We start from the raw sequence: 19,631 nt of genomic DNA on the forward strand, positions 1-19,631 counted from the left end.
GGAGCGTCTTCATGTTGCGACTGGTGGAGCTATTGAGACCGGACCCGGCGGTGGCGGTGCAGGATACGCTGACCCTGCCCTTTGACCAGCGCGTCCGCAGCCGCTTCAAGACCGTGAGCGACGGCGGCCGGGCGCTCGGCCTGTTCCTGGAGCGCGGCCACGTGCTGCAGGAAGGGGAACTGCTGCGGGCGGAGAGCGGGGAGCTGCTGCGTGTGCATTGCGCCCTGGAGGATCTGATCTCCGCCGAATGTGAGGACTGGGACTGCTTTGCCAAGGCCTGCTTTCATCTGGGCAACCGGCACGTGGTGGCCGAGATTGGCGAGCGTCGGATTCGCTTTCAGCCTGATCACGTGGTGGAGGTGCTGGTCTGCCACCTGGGCCTACGGGCCGTGGCGGTGCGGGCGGCCTTCAACCCTGAACCCGGCGCGTACTTCAGCGGTTTCGGGCACGGCGCAGGGATAGTGGGATGACGCTGCCGGACCGCCGCATCCTGGCGCTCCTGCATCTGGCCAGCCCGGCCCTGCCCGTGGGCGCCTTTGCCTATTCCCAGGGGCTGGCCTCGGCCATAGATCTCGGCTGGCTGCGTGACGAGGCCGACATCGCCGCCTGGCTGGAGGGGCTGCTGGTCCACGGCCTGGGACGGCTGGATCTGCCCGTGCTCCTGCGGCTGCACGCCGCGGTGCAGGCCGGGGACAGTGCGGCCATTGCCCGATGGGACGCCGTGATCCAGGCCTCGCGGGAAACGAAGGAACTGTTGCTGGAGGAAGTCCAGCTCGGCCAGGCCCTGCGTCGGCTCCTGGCCGGACAGGGCCTGCTGTCCGAGGCCAGGGAGCTGGCGCGGCCAGCGTCATCAGGCCAGCTGGCGTTGCCGGCGACATCTGGCCAGCCGGCTTTGTCAACGTCACCAGGCCAGCTGGCGTTGCCAGCGTCACCAGGATGGACGTGCATGTTCGCCCTGGCTGCGGCCGCCCTGGGGCTGAAGGACATTGAGGATGGCCCCGCCGTGGCCCTGGCCTATGCCTGGAGCTGGCTGGAAAACCAGCTGGCCGCCGCAGGCAAGGCCCTGCCCCTGGGCCAGACCGCGGCGCAACGAATCCTGATCGCCCTGTCCGACCCCCTGTACCGCACCGTCGAGGGCGCAGGGAACGTGCCCGATGACGAACTGGGGGCCGCGCTGCCGGGGCTGGCCCTGGCCTCCAGTCTGCATGAAACCCAACATTCCAGACTATTTCGGAGCTGATTTCCAGGAGATTCCATGAGTGCGCATTGTCTTCGTGTGGGGGTGGGCGGTCCCGTGGGCTCGGGCAAGACGGCCCTGGTCTGGCAGCTTTGCATGGCCCTGCGCCACCACTGCAACATGGCCGTGGTCACCAACGACATTTACACCCGGGAGGACGAAGCGTTCCTGCAGCGTCACGGTGCGCTGCCGGCGGACCGCATCCTGGGCGTGGAAACCGGCGGCTGCCCCCACACGGCCATCCGGGAGGACGCCTCCCTGAACCTGGCCGCCGTGGAAGAGCTGCAGGCCCGGCATCCCGGCCTGCAGCTGGTGCTGGTGGAAAGCGGCGGGGACAATCTTTCCGCCACCTTCAGCCCGGAGCTGGCCGACCTGAGCCTGTACGTCATCGACGTCAGCGCCGGGGACAAGATTCCCCGCAAAGGCGGCCCGGGCATCTGCAAGTCCGACCTGCTGGTCATCAACAAGATCGACCTCGCCCCGCTGGTGGGCGCGTCCCTGGAGGTCATGGACCATGACGCCCGGCGCATGCGCGGCGACAAGCCCTTCGTCTTCGCCAACATGAAAACCGGCCAGGGCCTGGAGGAGATCATCGCCTTCATCCGGGATCGGGGGATGCTGGAGTAGGCGGCCGCAATCTTGGCAAAGGGCGTCCATACGAAAACAAGCCTTGCGGCTTCCACCGCAAGGCCTGTTTGGTTGTTGTTGGTCAATTATCCCTGGCGCGTCAGAGATCCTGCGCCTGGGGTTCCAGCTGGGCCGCGGCCTGCAGCTGCGCATGCTTTTTGCGGCTGGACACGGCGTACACCAGCACGAAGAACACGGGCACAAAGAAACAGCCCAGCACCGTGGCCGAGAGCATCCCACCAATCACACCCGTGCCGATGGCCTGCTGGCTGCCGGAGCCGGCCCCGTTGGCCAGGGCCAGGGGCAACACGCCCAGGATGAAGGCAAAGGAGGTCATCAGGATGGGCCTGAGTCGCAGGCGGGAGGCCTCCAGGGCGGCGTCGAAGAGGCTTGCGCCCTTGTCCACCATATCCTTGGCGAATTCCACGATCAGGATGGCGTTCTTGGCGGAGAGGCCGATGGTGGTCAGCAGGCCGACCTGGAAGTACACGTCGTTGGACAACTCCCGGCCCATGGTGGCCAGCACCGAACCGATCACGCCCAGGGGCACCACGAGCATGACCGCCGTGGGCACGCTCCAGCTTTCATAGAGCGCGGCCAGGCAGAGGAAGACCACCAGGATGGAGATGGCGTACAATGCCGGGGCCTGGGCGCCGCTCATGCGTTCCTGGTAGGAAAGGCCGGTCCACTCCACGCCAAAGCCCGGCGGCAGCTGGGAGGCCATTTGCTCCATGGCGTTCATGGCGTCGCCCGAGCTTTTGCCCGGCGCGGCAGAGCCCATGACTTCCACTGCCGGCAGCCCGTTGTAGCGTTCCAGGCGGGGGGAGCCGTAGACCCAGCGGCCATGGGAGAAGGCCTGGAAGGGCACCATCTCCCCCTGGAGATTGCGCACAAACCAGCGCTGGATGTCGTCAGGCATCATGCGGAAGGGGGCATCGCCCTGGACGTAGACCTTCTTGACGCGGCCGCGGTCCACAAAGTCGTTCACATAGGTGCCGCCCAGGGCCACGGACATGGTATCGGTGATGTCGGCCATGCTCAGGGAGAGCGCGCCAGCCTTGGCCAGATCCACATCCAGCTGATACTGGGGCGTGTCTTCCAGGCCGTTTGGCCGCACGCCAGCCACCACCGGGTTGCCGGCGGCCATGCCCAGGAGCTGGTTGCGGGCCTGCATCAGCTTTTCGTGTCCATGCCCGGCGCGGTCCTGCAGGAACATGTCAAAGCCCGTGGCGTCGCCCAGTTCCAGCACCGCCGGCGGGGTGAAGGCGAAGATCTGCGCGGACTTGATCTGCATGAAGGCCCCCATGGCCCGCCCGGCGATGGCCTGGGCGCGCTGGGAGGGATCATGCCGCAAGCCCCAGTCCTTGAGCTGGATGAAGGCCAGGCCCGCGTTCTGCCCTTGGCCGGCAAAGCTGAAGCCGGCCACGGTGAAGATGGACGATACCGAGGCCGCCTCGCCTTCCAGGAAATGCTTCTCCACCTGCTTGAGCACTTCCACGGTGCGTTCCTGGGGCGAGCCCACAGGCAGCTGGACCATGCAGAAGATGATCCCCTGGTCTTCATCCGGCAGAAAGGACGTGGGCAGCCGCATGAAGAGCACGCCCAGGGCCGCCACGATGAGCACGTAGAGCACCATGACCCGCTTTTTGCGTGTGATGAGCCCCTGCACCCCGCGTTGGTAGCGGTGGCTGTTGCGGTCGAACATGCGGTTGAACCAGCCGAAGAAGCCATGCTGGGCCTGGATGTGCTGCTTGTGATGCTGCTTGAGCATGGTGGCGCACAGGGCCGGCGTGAGCACCACGGCCACCACCACGGAAAGCAGCATGGCCGAGACGATGGTCAGGGAGAACTGCCGGTAGATCACGCCCGTGGAGCCCTCAATGAAGGCCATGGGGATGAACACGGCAGAGAGCACCAGGGCAATGCCCACCAGGGCGCTGGTGATCTGGTCCATGGATTTGCGGGTGGCATCCCGGGGCGAGAGGCCTTCCTCGCTCATGATGCGTTCCACGTTTTCCACGACCACGATGGCGTCGTCCACCAGAAGGCCGATGGCCAGCACCACCCCGAACATGGTCAGCGTGTTGATGGAATACCCGAATGCCGCCATGGCCCCAAAGGTGCCCAGGAGCACCACGGGCACGGCGATGGTGGGGATGATGGTGGCCCGGATGTTCTGCAGGAAGAGGTACATGACCAGGAAGACCAGGAAGATGGCCTCCAGCAGCGTCTTGACCACTTCCTCGATGCTGGCCTTCACGAAGGGCGTGGTGTCATACGGGAACACCACGCGAACGCCGGCCGGGAAGGTGGTGGAGAGCTGTCCCAACATGTCCCGGACGTTGTTCACCGTGTCCAGGGCGTTGGCCCCGGTGGCCAGCTTCACGGCCAGCCCCGCGGCGGGGTTGGCATTGAAGCGGGAGAGGGTATTGTAATCTTCGCTGCCCAGTTCCACACGGGCCACATCACGCAGGCGCACGGAGGAGCCATCCTCGTTCACGCGCAGCAGAATGTTCTCAAACTGCTCCGGGTTGGTGAACTGGGTCTGGGCCAGAATGGTGTAGCTCATCTGCTGCCCGGCCACGGCGGGGGTGCCGCCGATCTGGCCGGCGCTGGTCTGCGTATTCTGGGCCTCCACGGCGCTGACCACATCGGCAGGGTTGAGCTTGTAGTTGTTCAGCTTGTCCGGATCGAGCCAGATGCGCATGGCATACTGCGCGCCGAAGATCGAGGCTTCGCCCACACCATCCACGCGGCTGATGGGATCGAGCAGGTTGGAGGAGGCGTAGTCGGCAAGGTCCGGCCCGGTCATGGAGCCGTCTTCGCTGATGAGGCCGATAACCATCAGGAAGCTGGAGGAGCTTTTGTCGACGGTGATGCCCTGGCGCTGCACTTCCTGCGGCAGCAGCGGGGTGGCCAGGGCCAGCTTGTTCTGCACCTGGACCTGGGCGATGTCCGGGTCGGTGGAGGCATCGAAGGTGATTTCGATTTCCGCCTGCCCGGTGGAATCGCTGGTGGAAGTCATGTAGCGCAGGTTGTCGATGCCCTTCATCTTCTGTTCGATGACCTGGGTCACCGTGTCTTCCACAGTCTTGGACGAGGCGCCGGGGTAGGTGGCCTTGATGGTGATGGCTGTGGGCGCGATGTTGGGATATTGCGCAATGGGCAGGCGCAGGATGGACAGCGCGCCGGCCAGCATGATGATGATGGCGATGACCCAGGCAAAGACCGGGCGATCGATGAAGAATTTTGCCATGATGTTCCTCTGAAACCTCTGGGCGTCGTCCCTTGGGGAGTGACTGGAAGGCGTGTCCCGAAGGGATCCTTACTGGACAGCCGGCGCGTTCGCGGCCGCACCGGGCTGCGATTCGGCCTGGCTGAGCGCAGCGGGAGTGTGGGCCTGGGCCGGGGCGGCCTCCACCGTTTTTACCGTGGCGCCGGGCTTGGCCTTTTGCAGACCGTCCACCACGATTTTTTCGCCGGCGGAAAGTCCGGCGCTGACCAGCCAGCTGTCGCCCACCACGCGGTCCACCACCAGGGGGCGGGCCTCGACCACACCGTCAGGCTTGACGACCATGGCCAGGGCCGTGCCCTTGGGGTCACGGCTGACGGCGGCCTGGGGCACGAGGATGGCTTGCTCATCCACACCCTCCGCCAGCACGGCGCGCACGTAGAGGCCGGGCAGCAGCAGGCGGTTCGGATTGGGGAATTCGGCGCGCAGGGTGATCATGCCGGTGCTCTGGTCCACGGTGATGTCGGCAAACTGCAGCTTGCCTTCGTGGGGGTACTGGTGGCCGTCTTCCATGAGCAGGGTCACGGTGGCCCCGCCATCCTCGGCACGATGGAGCTTGCCGCTCTCCAGTTCACGGCGCAGGCGCAGGACCTCGGCGCTGGACTGGGTCAAATCCACATAGATGGGGTCGGTGCTCTGGATGGTGGCCAGTGCGGCGGCCTGATTGGCCGTGACCAACGCCCCGGGAGTGACGGCGGATTTGCCAATGCGTCCGGAAATGGGCGCGCGCACATCAGTGTATTCGAGGTTGATGCGGGCGGTATCCAGGGCGGCCTTGGCGGCGAGGACCTCGGCTTCGGCCTGACGAGAGGTGGCCTGGGCGTCATCGTTGTCCTGCTTGCTCACGGCGTCCTGGCGGGCCAGATTGGCCGTGCGCTCGGCCCGGAGTTTGGCGGGCAGGAGGTTGGCCTCGGCCTTGACCACCGCGGCCTTGGCGTTGTTGTAGGTGGCCTGGTAGTGCGCGGGGTCAATTTTATACAGAATCTCGCCTTCCTTGACTTCCGCCCCTTCGGTAAACATCCGCTTTTGGATGATGCCGTTCACCTGGGGCCGCACATCGCTCACCAGATGGGCCGAGGTTCGGCCGGGCAGCTCGGTGGTCAGGGTGAGAGGCCTGGGAGCAATGGTCAACACCGTCACTTCGGGTGTCATGGCCGGTCCGGCCGGCTGGGCGTCCGCAGCCTGGGGACCCTCGCTGCACGCAGAGAGCAGGAGGAGGGCAGCAAGGCAACAACACTGGAGAAACATGGCGCTCGTGCGCATACGATATCCTGACGTGTGTTTGAGGTGGCTCTTATGAACTGAATAGTGGAAGGTGGCGTGGGTACAGCGCCGCGCAAGGGTGTGTACGCCTGGATGGTTGCAGGCAGGGTACGTGAGCCTCACTGGCCATCAGCCGGCACGCGTCCATAAGGGTGCGGCTCGGGTCGCTGACGGAAAATTGCTATAACAACGAATTTGGGTCGCGGCATTCCTAAAGTTTGCCATAATATATTTCAAACCGGTCATACTTTGTTGCTTTAAACAGCCAAATACGCCAATGTGTTGACTGGATGGATAAACATGGCAATAATGTGTTTCAAAAATGTCACACGCCACTGAGGACGGACGCGAGCCATGCCGATTCTGAAGCCAGATTGTGAGTTCTTTGACCCGGATGCAATCCCCAAAGACGTGGTGGCAGTGGGGGTGGATGAGGTGGTCAAAAGCGTGGAAAAAACCATTCTGCCGTGCCGCAAGGCGCATTTGATGCTCACCTTGCGCGGGGTGGTTACCTGCGAGGCTGCGCATGCGGTATGGATTGTGCCGCCGCGTTGCGCCTTGTGGATACCCAGCTACATGCCGGTGACAGTGCGCGCAAGTGGTTCCTTGGAAGTGTACCTGCTGTTTGTGGAGCCTGTTGCCGTTCCTGCCCTGCCGGCGGAGTGCTGCACGCTCTCCGTCTCGCCGTTGCTGCAGGAACTGCTGCTGTATGCCGCGCAAATGCCCGTGCTGTATGATGAGCAAGGCCCCGACGGCCGACTGGTCCGGGTGATTCTGGATCAGCTGGTCGCCTCACCCGTGGCCCAGCTGAAGTTTCCCATGCCCCAGGACGACAAGCTGCGCGCCATTGCCACGGAATTGCTCAACAACCCGGCAGACCGGGCCACCATTGCCGAGTGGGGGCGCCGGGTGGGCACGGCAGAGCGCACCCTGGCCCGCAAGCTGCATCGGGACACGGGCATGAGCTTTGGCCGCTGGCGGCAGCAGCTGCATATTCTCATCGCCCTGAAGCAGCTGACACAGGGGGCGCAGGTGCAGGCCGTGGCCATGGAGCTGGGCTACGAAAGCGCCAGCGCCTTCATTACCATGTTCCGCAAGGCCATGGGCAAATCTCCGGCTCGCTATTTTGCCGAAAACGGCCTGGGGCGGTAAGTCCCGGCCTCGGGAAATGAGCATTTTCCAGAGGGCGTCCTGCTGTCAGGAAAGTCGATCATTGCAGCTGCACCAGGAGAATCACGGGGGTGAATTTTCGTGAGTGTGGAAGCTCCGACCGCAAGGCAAGTGCAACACGCAATTAAATTAATTCGTGAAGAAATCAATGCAAGCTCCCAACGTATTGAGCTAACTTCACTATTCACGAGTAAAGTATTATTCGTGATTTTGTTGGTCTTTTTGGGGTGATGCCTGGACGCAACTCCAGGTTTGCGCCATCCTCTCTCGGCATCACGCCTGCGGCAGCTCAATGCAATGTCTCTGCAGTATGAAAAAAATCTGTATGCATGAAGTTCCTCTTGCATGCGGAGAGGATGTTACGCATTGCTCACGAAGAAGAAAAGAACAGGAAAGTCAGCGCTCTCAATCTGCAGGTTAGGTGCCTTCGTTCTGGCCGGTTGCTCTGCGGTACGGGGCACACCCGGCACGACGTGCCAGCAGGGCGAAAAAAAAGGGCCGAAGCGGAATCCGCTTTGGCCCTGTTGCAAGGCGGTTATGCAAGGACTGCTCAGACCTGGGGATCGCCGGCAAAGGCCGGGTTGCCCTTGCCGATGAGTTTTTCCAGCGTCACGCGGACCACCGCTGTGCGTTCCAGCACCCGGGCGTCGTAGGTGCGCACAGGGCCTTCGTGATGCGCCATGATCACATCCAGGGCCTGGGCCTTTTCTTCGGCATCCGTCAGTTCCTCGGCCCGGCCAAACCCGCTCACGGACTTGTAGAACGTGCTGTACCCACAGGCTTTTTCCGCCCGGACCAACTCGCTTTCCACCACGGTGATGAAGCTGACCAGCCCGTTTTTGCGGATGCAGTCCATCTTGCGGCCTTCCCTGGCGCTGTGAAAATAGATGCAGCCGTCGGCGTAGCCGAAGTTCACAGTCACGGCATAGGGCTCTTCGCCGTCCCAGAGGCCCAGCTGCATGGTGGTGCACTGCTTGAGCAGGGCTTCCACCTGGGCGTTGTCTCGAATGGCACGTTTTTCCTTGCGCACGGCATCACTCCTGAATCATGTTGCTGAAGAGTTGGACCAGTACAGGATGCGTCGCGGCGGTCTGCGCCAGTTGCTCCCGCATGCGCCCGGGGCTCTGGATGTACGGGCCGGCGGGAGAAAGCTCGTCGGCGCAGTGGGTGAGCAGTTGTTCCATGCTGAGCGGGGTGGTCTCCAGGTGGAACTGCAGGCCGACGATGCGGTTCCCCACGGCAAAAGCCTGGTTGGCGCAGGCCTCGCTGGAGGCCAGGCGTATGGCCTGCTCGGGGATGGAAAAGGTTTCGCCATGCCAGTGGAAGGCGGGGAAGGTATCGGGGATGCCCGCCAGCACCGGAGCCTGCCGGCCTTCTGGCGTCAGCTGCACGGGGAACCAGCCGATTTCGCGCTGGGGATTGCGCGTGATTTGCCCGCCAAGGACCTCAGCCAGGAGCTGCGCCCCCAGGCAGATGCCCAGCATCCGTGTGCCGGCATGCACTGCCGCGCGTAGCAGGGCCTTTTCCGCCGCCATCCAGGGGAATTGCCCTTCGTCATGCACGCTCATGGGACCGCCCATGACGAAGAGGACGTCCACCTCCGCCAGGGCGGGCAAGGGGTCGCCGGCGTACAGACGGCTGCGCGTGAGCGTGTGGCCCTGCATGACGGCCAGTTCGGTAATGGCGGCGGGGCCTTCAAAGGGAACATGCTCCAATGTGTGCAACCGCATGGCAGGCGCTCCAGGGGGTGAGGAAAAAGAAAATGGCATGGAAGGGCGCGGGGTATGCGCGGGCACCCCGGTGGCGAACTCCTGACGCAGACGCCGGGAGTTCACACGCGTCCAGACGCACAGGCCGCCCGCCAACGTCCAGGCCGGGCCGACATCGCTAGGCCGACATCGCTAGGCCGATATCGCCGGGCCAGTGGGGGCATGACCCTGGCTGGGGCCGGCGTGGCAGGGCGCTGGCTGGGCTTGTCCGCCGCGGCCGCAAATGTATCCGCAAAGTGTTCCGCAGGGATGCTACTCTTGCTGTCGCGATCGCGCAAGGGGGGAATGAGATGGACAGGGCACTAGGCCCTGGGCTCGTCAGTTCCCCCCTCACGCAGGCGTTGAGATGGAGCAGCCAACTGATGCCGCCAGATGGCTGCTGCAACATGGCAGGCTTCGTCCCGGGGATGCTTACCCGCAGGACCAGTTGCGGACCAGCGTGCCAGGGTCTCAGTCGCTGGCCGGGATTGCTGACCATGGGGCAGTGGTTGCTCTCCACGGTACAGCCCAGCCAGCCGAGTCCCTCGGCGACATTGGCCATGCGCCGGAACCGCGATGGGAGCAGATCAGAAACACCCCACCCGATAGATACTTTGAATGCCGGTATGCTGCAGGAACTTGCAGCGGTCGTTCAGGTGGACCTGGTAGCGGCGGGAAATGCTGTTCGAGCTGGGGTTTGTCTGGGTGTTGAAGCTGGCCGCCAGGGAGGCGGTGCGCAGAATTTCCGACGCCTGGACCTCTTGGTAAAGCGGTTTATTGGGATCAGGATCCAGGATGTACAGTGTCTCAAAGGCCGGCCCAGGGTATTTTCCGGGGTAGCCCATGGCAAAGGTGGCGCCGATGATCAGCACGGCATGCCCGAGCTCGGCACCAGTGGGATTGTAGTACACCAGCACATACTTGCCGCGCGCAAGCGCCTCGGTGATCTGGTGGGAGGAGAGCGTTTGATGGCTGATGTCCATCCCCCAGCGGCGGTTCTTCGAATGCTCCAGGATATCCAGAAAATCGCCGGCTTCCGTCTGGGCCGTCAATTGACTTAAGATGCTGGTCGCTTCCGCATCGCGCTCATACCCGGCATACCCATGTTCAAACATGGTCCGCAAGGAGGCAGCCCAGCAATCATTCGCATTCGGACGCTGCTTGTGGACAGTGCAGTCGGGCGTTTTGGCGCCGACAAAATAGCGGTTCTGGCCAATCCGCGTGGCCCGTTGCACATACTCGGTATCCGCGAACGCCGTCCTTGGATCGAACGTGGCGATGTTCGGATAGTCTTCCGCAAGGGCCACGGGGTCGTTGCCGTCAAAAATGACAATGCTCATGAAGGGGTCTCCGGTCGGCACGCCACGATGGACACAGGCCGCAGCCGCCAGCAAGAGACAACCACTCAGACACAGAATCACACGACGGGACAGCATGCTCATGGTATTCTCCGAAATTGGGTGTTGCAGTGTAATACGCTTTTTTTACATGAAAAGTGTAAAGAAGCCCTGCTCGGGCGCCCAGGTGTTCACGGGGTTTGGCCAGTCTGGGAGGTCGAAGAGGATGTTGGGGGCTGGCCACAGATGGGGGGCGGCTGGGGAGGGGCGCTGGGGAAGATGGGCGGTGACGGGCGAGGGCCGCCGGCTTTGGAGCAGCCGCACAACGCGAGGGCCAAGAGCAACGCCAGACATAGAACCATTCGCATGATCAGCTCCATGGGGCTCGGGCGAATTTAAGAAGTTCCTGCTGGGATTTGGCCAGGGAGGTGGAAACATGATGGAGGATGGCAAAGTATTGTAAGCGGATCGCATCCACTTTATTAAGGAAGTCGTCATAGGACTGCTTGCGGATATCAAACTCCTCAAGTTCTTTGTACTTGGCCTCCAGTTCATCGATTTTGCACGACAGCGCAGGGTCATCATCAAAGAAGATTCTGAGCTGTACAATGCCCACTTCGGGCGGAACCGCCTCACACCAGGCCTTGTAGGCCTCCACCATGGCCTGATCATCGGTTGTGCGGTTCATGGCGTGCTTGGCGAGTTCGCGAGCATACAGTTCGTACTTGCTGAGGGATGTGGTGAACACAGCGGCAAAGGTCTCAAAAGCCTTTTGTTTGCTGAAGTGGTGCTGTTTTTTGATTTCTGAGGAGATGGTGAGGTGGTTATAATACAACGGAACAAATACTGCTCCAGCCAGTAAGACAAAAGTGCCTATGACGCTGATCCAAAGTTCCTGTCTGGCAATACTGTTATGCAGTTCACTGTCAGAAGCCACAGTGCGGCGTCGCCTTTTTCGCATTGAGAATCTGGCCATGGTGGAGAATCCCTGCAGGAGTAGATAGTGTGCTCAACCGCGCGTGGACTTCACAGGCGCGGTCATTCCGATTGGCAACAGCGTCAGTACTGTGCGGTCACATCCTCCCCCAGCCCGCGTTGGACGGCCAGCTTGAGGCTGCGCTCCAGTACATCAGGCGAGTGGAAGGTGATGGATGCGTATTGCGGATCGGTCCAGAGCCGCAGATCGCGCCCATCGAAGCGCACCCACTGGGGGATGGCCAGGGTCACCCGGCTGCCCAGGTGGATGCCGGCCCGGTCCGCAGCGCCCACGGCAAAGCCGGTGCATTGCGGACCTGTCAAGGAAAAAACTGAATAATCGTACTGTTCCACATAGTCTTTGACGGCCTGGAAGGCCTCCGGGGTGAGCGGGAAGCGGACGGCACAGGCCGGGGTGTTGCCGCCATTGTGGGGTTCGTAGCGCCCGTCGCGTTTGGCTTCCCAAAGATGCCTGGCCGGGTTTTCCTCCCCGCGCTGCGCCGCCCGCAGCACTTCGCGGTAGTAGGAGGTGTCGTGGAAGCCATACTCGCCGGTATGCCCGCATTCGATATGAAAGTTGTCACCATCGGAGAGGATGATCCACGAATGGCCCACGGCATTGCTTTTGCGGTCGCCCCGCGGATGCTTGTGCAAACTGGTGAAGAATCCTTCGGGGTTGGCATAGTTCAGCCCGATGGGGTTGACCAGAATCACCAAAAACGGCGCAGGTCTTGCGGGGGGGGCTTCGACGCCTGCCCCTTCGCGGGACGCGGCGACCTCCTGGACCGCAAACGGCGAGTGCAGAGGCGCCAGATGCGTGGGGACGGTAATCACTGCGCAGCCGGCAGACAGGCCCAGCACGGCCAGGAGAAGGCCCGTGAGGGCAACGCGCATGACATGCATGAGAATATCCTGTGCGCCTGACGATGAGCCCTCTGCAGGGAGGGCTCATCGTCACTGCAGCGCCTAGTCGATGATGTCTACGGTAAAGTCGATTGCAATGCCGGTTGCCTTGGGCATGGAGACCTTCTGCAGTGAGAAATGCAACACGTTGCCATCCACTTGCTGTTCCATTTGCAAGGAACCAGGGGCGATGGGGGTATAGGTGTAGTCATCCATGCCCAGGGCAATCAGGTTCAGGAGGGGAATGAAGGCCATGACCTTCTTGGCCGTATTGCATTCGGCATGTTGCACGGCCTTCAGATTCTTGAAGCGCAGGCCCCGCACCAGATGATCGAGCACCAGGACATTACCCTGGAAGTCCAGGTCACCGTCATTGAAGAGTCGGAGTCGGAAGGTGGCTTGCTTTTTATCCTTGTCCACCTTGAGCTCCACAACGTGCTCAAAGCGTTGCCGGCCTTCCTTTTCCAGGGCCACTTCCTTGCTGATGGACAGCGCCGCGTGCTTGTGCTTGCCCGGGGCGGACTGCTTTTGCTGGGCATGCTTTTCCGGCTGTTCCTGCTTCTGTTCCTTGTTTTTCCGTGCACCCAGCTGTTCCGACTTGAGCGGGTCCGGCTTTTGCTTGGCCGCCCGCGTTTCTTCGGATTTCATGGGGTTGGGTTTCTGCTTTTCAGCCTTCTTGCCTTCGGCCTTGCTCTGGTCCGGCTTGTGCTTGGCGGCGCCCAGGCTCTCGCTCTTCATAGGGTCGCCTTCGGGTTTGCCGGGTTTGGCCATCAAGGCAATCAACACCTCGTTGGAGTCCTCCAGTCTGAACACGGAGCCCTGGAACACCGCAATGGTGTCGCCTTCCCCCAGTTCGGCAAAGGAGCCGGCCTTGACGGCTGCCTCGGTGATAAACGGCGGAGTGTCCTTGCCGTTTCGCCGCAAGTCAATTTGTTGATATTTTGAACAGCCGAAGGAGAAGAGAATGAGGCAGAGGAAAATTAGTAAAGCTATTGATCGATTCATGACTGCTTGCCCCTCATGTGCTATTATGAATTATTGTTCAGATAAATAGATAAAACGCTGTCTATTGTCAATTGATACGTGGCGGGCGAATCTACGATCCTGATTTTATCGCCGGCTCGGGCCGGAGGAGGGGGCGGCCCCGGCGAGGAGGTCTGGGAATGCCGCACGCCAGGCTGCACCCTGGTCCTACGAGCAGCTCCAGGCCATTACATCCCGGAGACCGAGGGAACAGCCCTGTCCTGGGTGTGGGACACCCGTCCGGCATGATCCTCGCATGCGGAACTGCAGCCGTGCAAAAGTTGACACCCGGCAGGCAGGCGGACAACTGCCGTCTTGCCGTCCCCTCGTTCACCACAGCCAACATGCTGCACTTATGACATACGATCTTGCTCACACGGCCGGGCCCGAGGCCGCCGGTTTCGTCTCTGCCCTGACGGAGGTGCAACGCGCCATGCTGTTTCCCCAGGATGTCGCGTTTTCGAGGATCGGGTCGGATTTTGACGAGCCGCCCGCGCGCGTCACGGCGCGTGACCGGCTTGAACCCGTGCTGCGCCAGTTGCGCAAAAATGACCGTGAGGGTGCCTTGCGCGCCGCGGAGAGCCTCTGTCGCACGCATCCAGGGCAGCTGTTCTACCTGGTGGAAAAAGGGGTGCAGCTGGCCGGGCTGGGGCGTTTTGCCGAGGCGGTGCAGGTGTTTGACGAGGTTCTACAGCGGAATGCCAATCATTTTCAGGCACTAAAATACAAGGCCTTCATTGCCTTTGTGCAAGGTGATTCAGGGGCCGCGCTGGAGCTGTTCGGCCGGGCCTTGCGGGCGCAGCCGGGAGATCTGTTTGCCAATCTCAATTTTGGCATGGCCAAGGCCGCCATCATGCCCAAAGAGCGCCTGCCGCGGCATGCCATGCCGAACACGGCCATCTGCACCAGCCTGCCGCCGCGCAATTTTGAGCGCTCCCAGCAGGCGGTGGCGTCCTGGCTTGCACGCGGCTTTACGGTCTATTCCGTCAATACAAAGGCCGAGGCGGAGCTTTTGGCGCCGCACTTTCCAGAGGTGCGTTTCCATTTGTGCGAGGTGACAGCCAGGGAGAAGTTCGGGAAGGATTTCCAATACCTGTCCACGGTGATGGAATGCCTTGCCGCCAGCGGGGCCGAGGTGTGCGGCATTGTGAACGCAGATATCGTGATGCGCGGCACGCCGGAGGACTGGGCCACCATCGCCCATTCCGGCCGCACGGCGTTCACCTACGGCTCACGCGTGAACATGCACAGCCTGGAGGACGCCCACGGCTGGGTGCATGAGCCGGGCTTTGATGTGTTTTTCTTCCCACCGACGTTTGCCTCGCAGGTTCCTGCCTCGGAATATGCCCTGGGGTTGCCGTGGTGGGATATCTTTTTGCCAAACTGGGCCATGGCCTCGGGATTTCCCATTGCCTATGTCTATTCCCCAGTGGCCATGCATCAGTATCACGCCATGAACTGGGATTTCACGCTGTATTACGATTTTGGCTTGTACACGATTCGCCGGTTCTTCGCGCCCATGCTTGGCACGCTTGTGGCGGCCAACCCGGGGCGTAATCTGTACCTGCGCCGACTGGTGGCGGCGGTGGCCTTTACCGCCAAGCGCACGCCCAGGGGCGTGGCCACCCCGGTGATCTGCACCAGCGATCTCTTGCGCCGCGCCCATGCACCCATTGACCCCATGCAATGGATGCATCTGGAATACGATACGTTGGTCATGTTCTAGTGTTTGGTTCTCAAGCCAGATTTCTTGCATTATTAGATGCAGGCTGGCCGCGCCGGATTGCGGCGCTTGCGTAACGTCCGCTCCCAGGGTTGTCGTCTTGTCACCCCGGGAAACCATATGGAGCCCTCATGGACCACCAGATTTCCTCGCAAGCACAGTCTGCTGCAGGTCGCCCCTTGCGTTTCATGCAGGTCCATACGTTTTATGACCAGTATCTGGCCCAGCTGTACAGCCAGTTTCCAGCTCTTGCGCAGGCTCCGTACGCAACCCAGCTGCAGGTGTTGAAGGAAGACGGCTTCAGTGCCGTCCATATGCTTGGCTTTCATATGGATTCGCTTGGGTATGAGACCAATGTGGTCATTGGCAACAACCTGCCGGCCCAGTATGCCTGGGCCTTTGAAAACGGGCTGGCCCAGGGACCGCGCCGCGCCCCATCCATGCGGGAAATCCTGCTGGCGCAGATCGAGGCCTTCAATCCGGACATTCTGTACCTCACGGATCCAATCCACTATGATTCCGGCTTTGTCCGGCAGTTGCCCCGGCGGCCGCGGCTGGTGCTCGGCTGGCGCGCCGCCAATGTGCCTGCCGATTGGGATGTGAGCGAGTTTGACGTGATCCTCTCCTGCTTGGCCGGGATGCGCCGCATTGCCCTGGAGCGAGGCGCCCGCAAGGCCGTGCATTTTTACCCGGGTTTTCCGCAGGTGCTCTTTGATGCGGTAAAAGACGTGCCGCAGGGGCATGACGTCTGTTTTTACGGGCAGGTCAACGGGCATCAGTACCCGGCCCGCATCCGCATGCTCCACACCCTGGTGGAGGCTTCCCTGCAAGCCCAGTATTCCTTGCGCATGCATGTGGGCGGTCAGCTGGAGACTGCCACGCCGCTGACGCGGGCAGTCAGCCAGGGGGCGGTCTATGGCATGAATCTTTGGAGACTCCTGCGCGCCAGCCGACTGATTTTTGATGTGCGAGGCAGCATTGCCACCCTGAACGCCAAGGGCGAACTGCAGGACCTTGCCGGCCGCGAAACGGCCAACATGCGGCTCTTCGAGGCCACGGGGCTTGGAACCTGCCTGCTGACCGAGCATTATGACAACCTGCATGAGCTGTTTGTGCCCGGCAAGGAGATCGTCACCTACGCTTCGGAAAAGGAAATGGTGGACAAGCTGCGCCACTACCTCGCCCACGAAGAGGAACGCCAGGAGATTGCCGCGGCCGGTCTGGCGCGGTGCCAGCGCGACCATTCAATGGCCGCGCGCATCCAGGAATTCCATGCCATCATCCAGCGCCATCTGGCCCGGCAACAGGACGCGCACGCGCCGGAACTGCATTCCCGCGCGCTCCCGGCGCACAGCATTGAGCGGGTCATCACCAGCCTTGGCCGTCTGGCTGCCAGGGGCACCACGCAGGAAGCCCTGGTGGGCCCGGTGCTGCAGCAGGCCATGGAGCTTGCCGAATCCCTGTTGCAGGGCGGCGAGTACCGCAAGGCAATGCAGCTGGCCATGGCCGCAAAGGCATTGCCGGTGGCCGCGCCGGGTGTGGATGTCTTGCGGGCCAGGGTGTTCCTGGCCCTCAATCAGTCGGAACGCGCACGGGAAGCACTGCAGGAAGAGTTGCAGGCGTTTCCACACAGTGCCAGCGCCACAGTCTTGCTCCAGCAGATCGCGCCCCCTATCCAATAGCGGACAAGCGGGCGCGCCCAGAATGCGCCACCCGCGTGGCCGTTTCGCCGGTCAGCAGCAGGGGGGCTTCCCGGAACGCAGACTGGCGAGACACTGACGCATTCTCTCCTGGCCATGGAGAATGTAAGGATTGTGTTCCTGACGCTTTGGCTCGACAATGCCCCTGGCGACGCTGTGCAGGATGGTTTCCGCACGGTCCGCGTACCGGAAGTGCCCGCATTCGAGGTACGTGGGATACAAATCCAGGGCCGTGGGATGAAACAGGGTGGAGGACAGGCCGAACTGCAGGGCCTCGTATGCCACGCTGGAAAAGCCGGTCACATGGTGTACGCTGCGTTTGAGCAGGCTGTACAAAGGCATTTCATTGGCCAGGGTAACTTCCACATTGCGCACGCCTTTTTCTGCAAGCCATGCTGCAAGGGGACCGGCCTCTGATGCATTCCGGGGATGCAGGCGCAGCAGCCACAGCCAGGACGGCGAAGACTGCAACATGACCTGCAGCAAGGCCGGCGGCAGTGGTTCTGCCAGGGGTTGCAGGGATACAAGCACGGGATGCCGGCCGGCGCAGCGGGCTTCCAGCCGGTGCAGCGCCTCTGGCGGCGGCTCGCAGCCCGGGCCATCCAGCCACAGCGTCAGCCACGGATTGCCTGCTGTGAACACCACCGGGGCGGTGCGGTCTTCGGGCAGACCGGCGGTCAGGTTCTGGCGGGATTCCTCCCCCCACATCCAGAAATGATCGGGCATCAGCTCGTAGCCTTCAGGGGGCATGCAGGTCCAATGGGTGTACATGCCGTGGTATTTTCCCTGCTTGCCGTGTTGCAAATCCACGCACGGGATTCCCAGCGAGCGGCAGGCCCAGGCCAGGCCCATGGCCTGCACGTGGTAGTAGCAGACAATTCCCACGCACCGGGGCTGCAACGCTTGCAGGATCTGCGTGTACAAGGCCCGCCACGCCCGCAGCGTGATCAGTTCTTCCAGGAAGCGCGCCTCGCTCACCTCCTCGCCGAGGACGGCCTGCGTCGTGTGGCGAAAGGAATCAAAACCGGTGATCACCCCTGCCTTGGAGACGGGCACCTCCCGGCACTGTGTTGTATAATTGATTGTCAATCCCGGATATTTTCGCGGCAGGGCCGGCGCGCGCTGGCCTTCCGCAAGTTCCAGCGGCACCATGTTCCATGTTTCTCCGAAGAGATCCAGCAGAGGATCCACATGGCGATTGTAGGCCAGGCCATTGCAGCGGTCGGTGTAGTATCCACTGGCCGAGAACAGCAAAAAGTCCGGGCCCGGGCCGGCCTGTTCCTGCCCGGCCGGCCCGATTTGGGCAGGCCGGGCTGTCAGGGCGGCCTGGCTGCGAGGAGACAGGATAAACCGGGTACTTTTGATGTCCGGACCGGGCAGGCGAAGAAACTGCGAAGCCGGGCCGCCGATGCACTGCCAAATGGCCAGGCGCATCACCGGCCACACCCGCAGGCCGTGATGCCGGAGCGCGTTGACATCGCAGCGGCGTTCTATTTCGACCAGTTGCTCGGTCAGGGTGCGGTGATTCATCGGTATGTTTGTTCCATGTTGCCGGCCGGGGCTGCCCGGGAGCCTGCAGCCTGCCGTGGAGGCGCTAGGCACCCAGGTTGCTGTGCAGCACCTGGGCATACCGGGCCAGGGGGGCGGTCAGACGCCGGCCTTTCAGCGCGGACCAGGCCGTGGGCGGCAGGCCGGGCTCTCCGGACGTGCGCATGAATTCCACCATGTCCCGCGTCAGTACTTCCCCGGCCGCGAGATTCCGCGCGGCGACGATGGATTTCTTCTGGAACTGGCGGTAGGTGCGGTCGGATTCAGAGAGCGTCTTGAACCGCGCCGGCCCCAGGGCCGCCTCCGCCGTGCGTACCAGCTGCACGTACCGGGCGAACTCCTCCGGCTCCAGCGCGGCCTGATAATCCACCCCTTTTTCGGCCCGGCTCAGGGTGTAGTGCTTTTCCAGCACGCAGGCCCCGGCGCCCAGGGCCAGAAGATCCATCAGGGGCGATTCCGGCAGGGAGCCGTCGGTATGGTCGGCATACCCCACGGGATAGTCGAAAATACGCTGCAGCAGCCCCACGCGGCGGATGTGCGCATCGGCAATGGCCGTGGGGAAGTTCTGCACGCCATGCATGAGTATCATGTGCAGGGGGGCGTGGCGCTCCGCGGCAAGCACTGCGGCGCAGATCTCCTCCACCGTGGAGGCGCCGGTCCCCAGGGTGAAGGGCGTGCCCGAGGCGGCCACCAGATCCAGCAGGTCCGGATTGGACAGGTCCGAGGAGTTGAGCTTGATGCCATCCACCCGAAACTCCAGGGCCAGCCGGGCGCTGGGCACATCAAAGGTACAGGCCAGGACATCCAGCCCCGTGGCGCGCGCCGCGGCGACGATGGGCTCCCACTGCTCGCGGGTAAAGGCAATGCGTTGCAGGGTGGCATAGGCCGGATGGTCCGGGGTGACCTGATGGTCCCTGGAAAAAAACTGCAGCTGCACGGCGTCCGCGCCAGTCGTGGCGGCGGCTTCCACCAGACGGAGGGCCTTTGCAGGATCGCCATCATGCGCGCAGGCCATCTCGGCGATGATGTACGCGGGCCGCTGCGGGCCGACTTCTTTGGAACCAAGGCGAATGCAGTGCATGGGA

The 19,631-nt window shown here is 62.5% G+C and carries 16 protein-coding genes; 6 read left to right on the forward strand and 10 right to left on the reverse strand.

Translation table 11 applies throughout. The annotated features are described in order from the left end of the window. Positions 1-11: 11 nt before the first annotated feature. From ureE to ureG, 3 genes are read left to right on the forward strand one after another with little or no spacing between them, the layout of a single operon-like run. On the forward strand, positions 12-470 hold the full coding sequence (gene ureE, locus ACYQ00_RS17780) for an urease accessory protein UreE (protein ID WP_460033429.1): 459 nt from the start codon (positions 12-14) through the stop codon (positions 468-470). Continuing rightward, a complete protein-coding gene (locus ACYQ00_RS17785; protein ID WP_460033430.1) occupies positions 467-1,240 on the forward strand; it encodes an urease accessory protein UreF in 774 nt (257 codons plus the stop codon). Before ureE ends, ACYQ00_RS17785 begins: the two co-directional genes overlap by 4 nt. Before the next feature lie 15 nt (positions 1,241-1,255). Continuing rightward, complete coding sequence (gene ureG / locus ACYQ00_RS17790) at positions 1,256-1,864, forward strand: urease accessory protein UreG (RefSeq protein WP_460033431.1); 609 nt, start codon at positions 1,256-1,258, stop codon at positions 1,862-1,864. Positions 1,865-1,964: 100 nt separating this feature from the next. Here the strand turns inward: ureG and ACYQ00_RS17795 are convergent, their stop codons facing one another. Both ACYQ00_RS17795 and ACYQ00_RS17800 read right to left on the reverse strand, forming a co-directional pair. Further along, on the reverse strand, positions 1,965-5,120 hold the full coding sequence (locus ACYQ00_RS17795; RefSeq protein ID WP_460033432.1) for an efflux RND transporter permease subunit: 3,156 nt from the start codon (positions 5,118-5,120) through the stop codon (positions 1,965-1,967). A gap of 69 nt (positions 5,121-5,189) precedes the next feature. Further along, on the reverse strand, positions 5,190-6,419 hold the full coding sequence (locus ACYQ00_RS17800; protein WP_460033433.1) for an efflux RND transporter periplasmic adaptor subunit: 1,230 nt from the start codon (positions 6,417-6,419) through the stop codon (positions 5,190-5,192). 354 nt (positions 6,420-6,773) lie between these two features. Here ACYQ00_RS17800 and ACYQ00_RS17805 point away from each other — a divergent pair, with 354 nt between their 5' ends. Then, entirely contained in the window at positions 6,774-7,571 is a 798-nt protein-coding gene (locus ACYQ00_RS17805; protein ID WP_460033434.1) for an AraC family transcriptional regulator, read from the forward strand. 568 nt (positions 7,572-8,139) lie between these two features. Here ACYQ00_RS17805 and ACYQ00_RS17810 read toward each other — a convergent pair. The 6 genes from ACYQ00_RS17810 to ACYQ00_RS17835 all read right to left on the reverse strand — a co-directional run bounded on the left by ACYQ00_RS17810 (position 8,140) and on the right by ACYQ00_RS17835 (position 13,557). Next, complete coding sequence (locus ACYQ00_RS17810) at positions 8,140-8,619, reverse strand: pyridoxamine 5'-phosphate oxidase family protein (RefSeq protein WP_460033435.1); 480 nt, start codon at positions 8,617-8,619, stop codon at positions 8,140-8,142. A 4-nt stretch (positions 8,620-8,623) separates the two neighbouring features. After that, positions 8,624-9,319: a type 1 glutamine amidotransferase gene (locus ACYQ00_RS17815; protein ID WP_460033436.1), complete on the reverse strand. Its 696-nt coding sequence runs from the start codon at positions 9,317-9,319 to the stop codon at positions 8,624-8,626. Positions 9,320-9,924: 605 nt separating this feature from the next. Continuing rightward, complete coding sequence (locus ACYQ00_RS17820; protein ID WP_460033437.1) at positions 9,925-10,677, reverse strand: hypothetical protein; 753 nt, start codon at positions 10,675-10,677, stop codon at positions 9,925-9,927. Positions 10,678-11,044: 367 nt separating this feature from the next. Then, positions 11,045-11,650 carry a hypothetical protein gene (locus ACYQ00_RS17825; RefSeq protein ID WP_460033438.1) on the reverse strand — a complete coding sequence of 202 codons (606 nt, stop codon included), beginning with the start codon at positions 11,648-11,650 and terminating at the stop codon, positions 11,045-11,047. An 83-nt stretch (positions 11,651-11,733) separates the two neighbouring features. After that, positions 11,734-12,552, reverse strand: coding sequence for a hypothetical protein (locus tag ACYQ00_RS17830; protein ID WP_460033439.1), 819 nt, complete (start codon positions 12,550-12,552; stop codon positions 11,734-11,736). Between the two features lie 63 nt (positions 12,553-12,615). Beyond that, positions 12,616-13,557, reverse strand: a complete 942-nt coding sequence (locus tag ACYQ00_RS17835) for a hypothetical protein (RefSeq protein ID WP_460033440.1) — start codon at positions 13,555-13,557, stop codon at positions 12,616-12,618. Between the two features lie 373 nt (positions 13,558-13,930). Here ACYQ00_RS17835 and ACYQ00_RS17840 point away from each other — a divergent pair, with 373 nt between their 5' ends. Together ACYQ00_RS17840 and ACYQ00_RS17845 are read left to right on the forward strand one after the other, a co-directional pair. Next, positions 13,931-15,301: a tetratricopeptide repeat protein gene (locus tag ACYQ00_RS17840; RefSeq protein ID WP_460033441.1), complete on the forward strand. Its 1,371-nt coding sequence runs from the start codon at positions 13,931-13,933 to the stop codon at positions 15,299-15,301. Positions 15,302-15,429: 128 nt separating this feature from the next. Then, entirely contained in the window at positions 15,430-16,980 is a 1,551-nt protein-coding gene (locus tag ACYQ00_RS17845) for a glycosyltransferase family protein (protein WP_460033442.1), read from the forward strand. 51 nt (positions 16,981-17,031) lie between these two features. Here ACYQ00_RS17845 and ACYQ00_RS17850 read toward each other — a convergent pair whose 3' ends face one another. Further along, positions 17,032-18,528: a hypothetical protein gene (locus ACYQ00_RS17850; protein ID WP_460033443.1), complete on the reverse strand. Its 1,497-nt coding sequence runs from the start codon at positions 18,526-18,528 to the stop codon at positions 17,032-17,034. 64 nt (positions 18,529-18,592) lie between these two features. Beyond that, positions 18,593-19,627, reverse strand: a complete 1,035-nt coding sequence (locus ACYQ00_RS17855) for an N-acetylneuraminate synthase family protein (RefSeq protein WP_460033444.1) — start codon at positions 19,625-19,627, stop codon at positions 18,593-18,595. Positions 19,628-19,631 lie beyond the last annotated feature (4 nt).

The sequence above is a fragment of the Megalodesulfovibrio paquesii genome (genome assembly GCF_054653055.1).

What these genes read in the sequence shown, in the direction of transcription:
- ACYQ00_RS17825 (WP_460033438.1), bottom strand. Translation starts at nt 11,650, where the DNA reads ATGGCCAGATTCTCAATGCGAAAAAGGCGACGCCGCACTGTGGCTTCT.
- ACYQ00_RS17795 (WP_460033432.1), bottom strand. Translation starts at nt 5,120, where the DNA reads ATGGCAAAATTCTTCATCGATCGCCCGGTCTTTGCCTGGGTCATCGCC.
- ACYQ00_RS17845 (WP_460033442.1), top strand. Translation starts at nt 15,430, where the DNA reads ATGGACCACCAGATTTCCTCGCAAGCACAGTCTGCTGCAGGTCGCCCC.
- ureE (WP_460033429.1), top strand. Translation starts at nt 12, where the DNA reads ATGTTGCGACTGGTGGAGCTATTGAGACCGGACCCGGCGGTGGCGGTG.
- ACYQ00_RS17835 (WP_460033440.1), bottom strand. Translation starts at nt 13,557, where the DNA reads ATGAATCGATCAATAGCTTTACTAATTTTCCTCTGCCTCATTCTCTTC.
- ACYQ00_RS17850 (WP_460033443.1), bottom strand. Translation starts at nt 18,528, where the DNA reads ATGAATCACCGCACCCTGACCGAGCAACTGGTCGAAATAGAACGCCGC.
- ACYQ00_RS17840 (WP_460033441.1), top strand. Translation starts at nt 13,931, where the DNA reads ATGACATACGATCTTGCTCACACGGCCGGGCCCGAGGCCGCCGGTTTC.
- ACYQ00_RS17820 (WP_460033437.1), bottom strand. Translation starts at nt 10,677, where the DNA reads ATGAGCATTGTCATTTTTGACGGCAACGACCCCGTGGCCCTTGCGGAA.
- ACYQ00_RS17815 (WP_460033436.1), bottom strand. Translation starts at nt 9,319, where the DNA reads ATGCGGTTGCACACATTGGAGCATGTTCCCTTTGAAGGCCCCGCCGCC.
- ureG (WP_460033431.1), top strand. Translation starts at nt 1,256, where the DNA reads ATGAGTGCGCATTGTCTTCGTGTGGGGGTGGGCGGTCCCGTGGGCTCG.
- ACYQ00_RS17785 (WP_460033430.1), top strand. Translation starts at nt 467, where the DNA reads ATGACGCTGCCGGACCGCCGCATCCTGGCGCTCCTGCATCTGGCCAGC.
- ACYQ00_RS17855 (WP_460033444.1), bottom strand. Translation starts at nt 19,627, where the DNA reads ATGCACTGCATTCGCCTTGGTTCCAAAGAAGTCGGCCCGCAGCGGCCC.
- ACYQ00_RS17830 (WP_460033439.1), bottom strand. Translation starts at nt 12,552, where the DNA reads ATGCATGTCATGCGCGTTGCCCTCACGGGCCTTCTCCTGGCCGTGCTG.
- ACYQ00_RS17805 (WP_460033434.1), top strand. Translation starts at nt 6,774, where the DNA reads ATGCCGATTCTGAAGCCAGATTGTGAGTTCTTTGACCCGGATGCAATC.
- ACYQ00_RS17800 (WP_460033433.1), bottom strand. Translation starts at nt 6,419, where the DNA reads ATGCGCACGAGCGCCATGTTTCTCCAGTGTTGTTGCCTTGCTGCCCTC.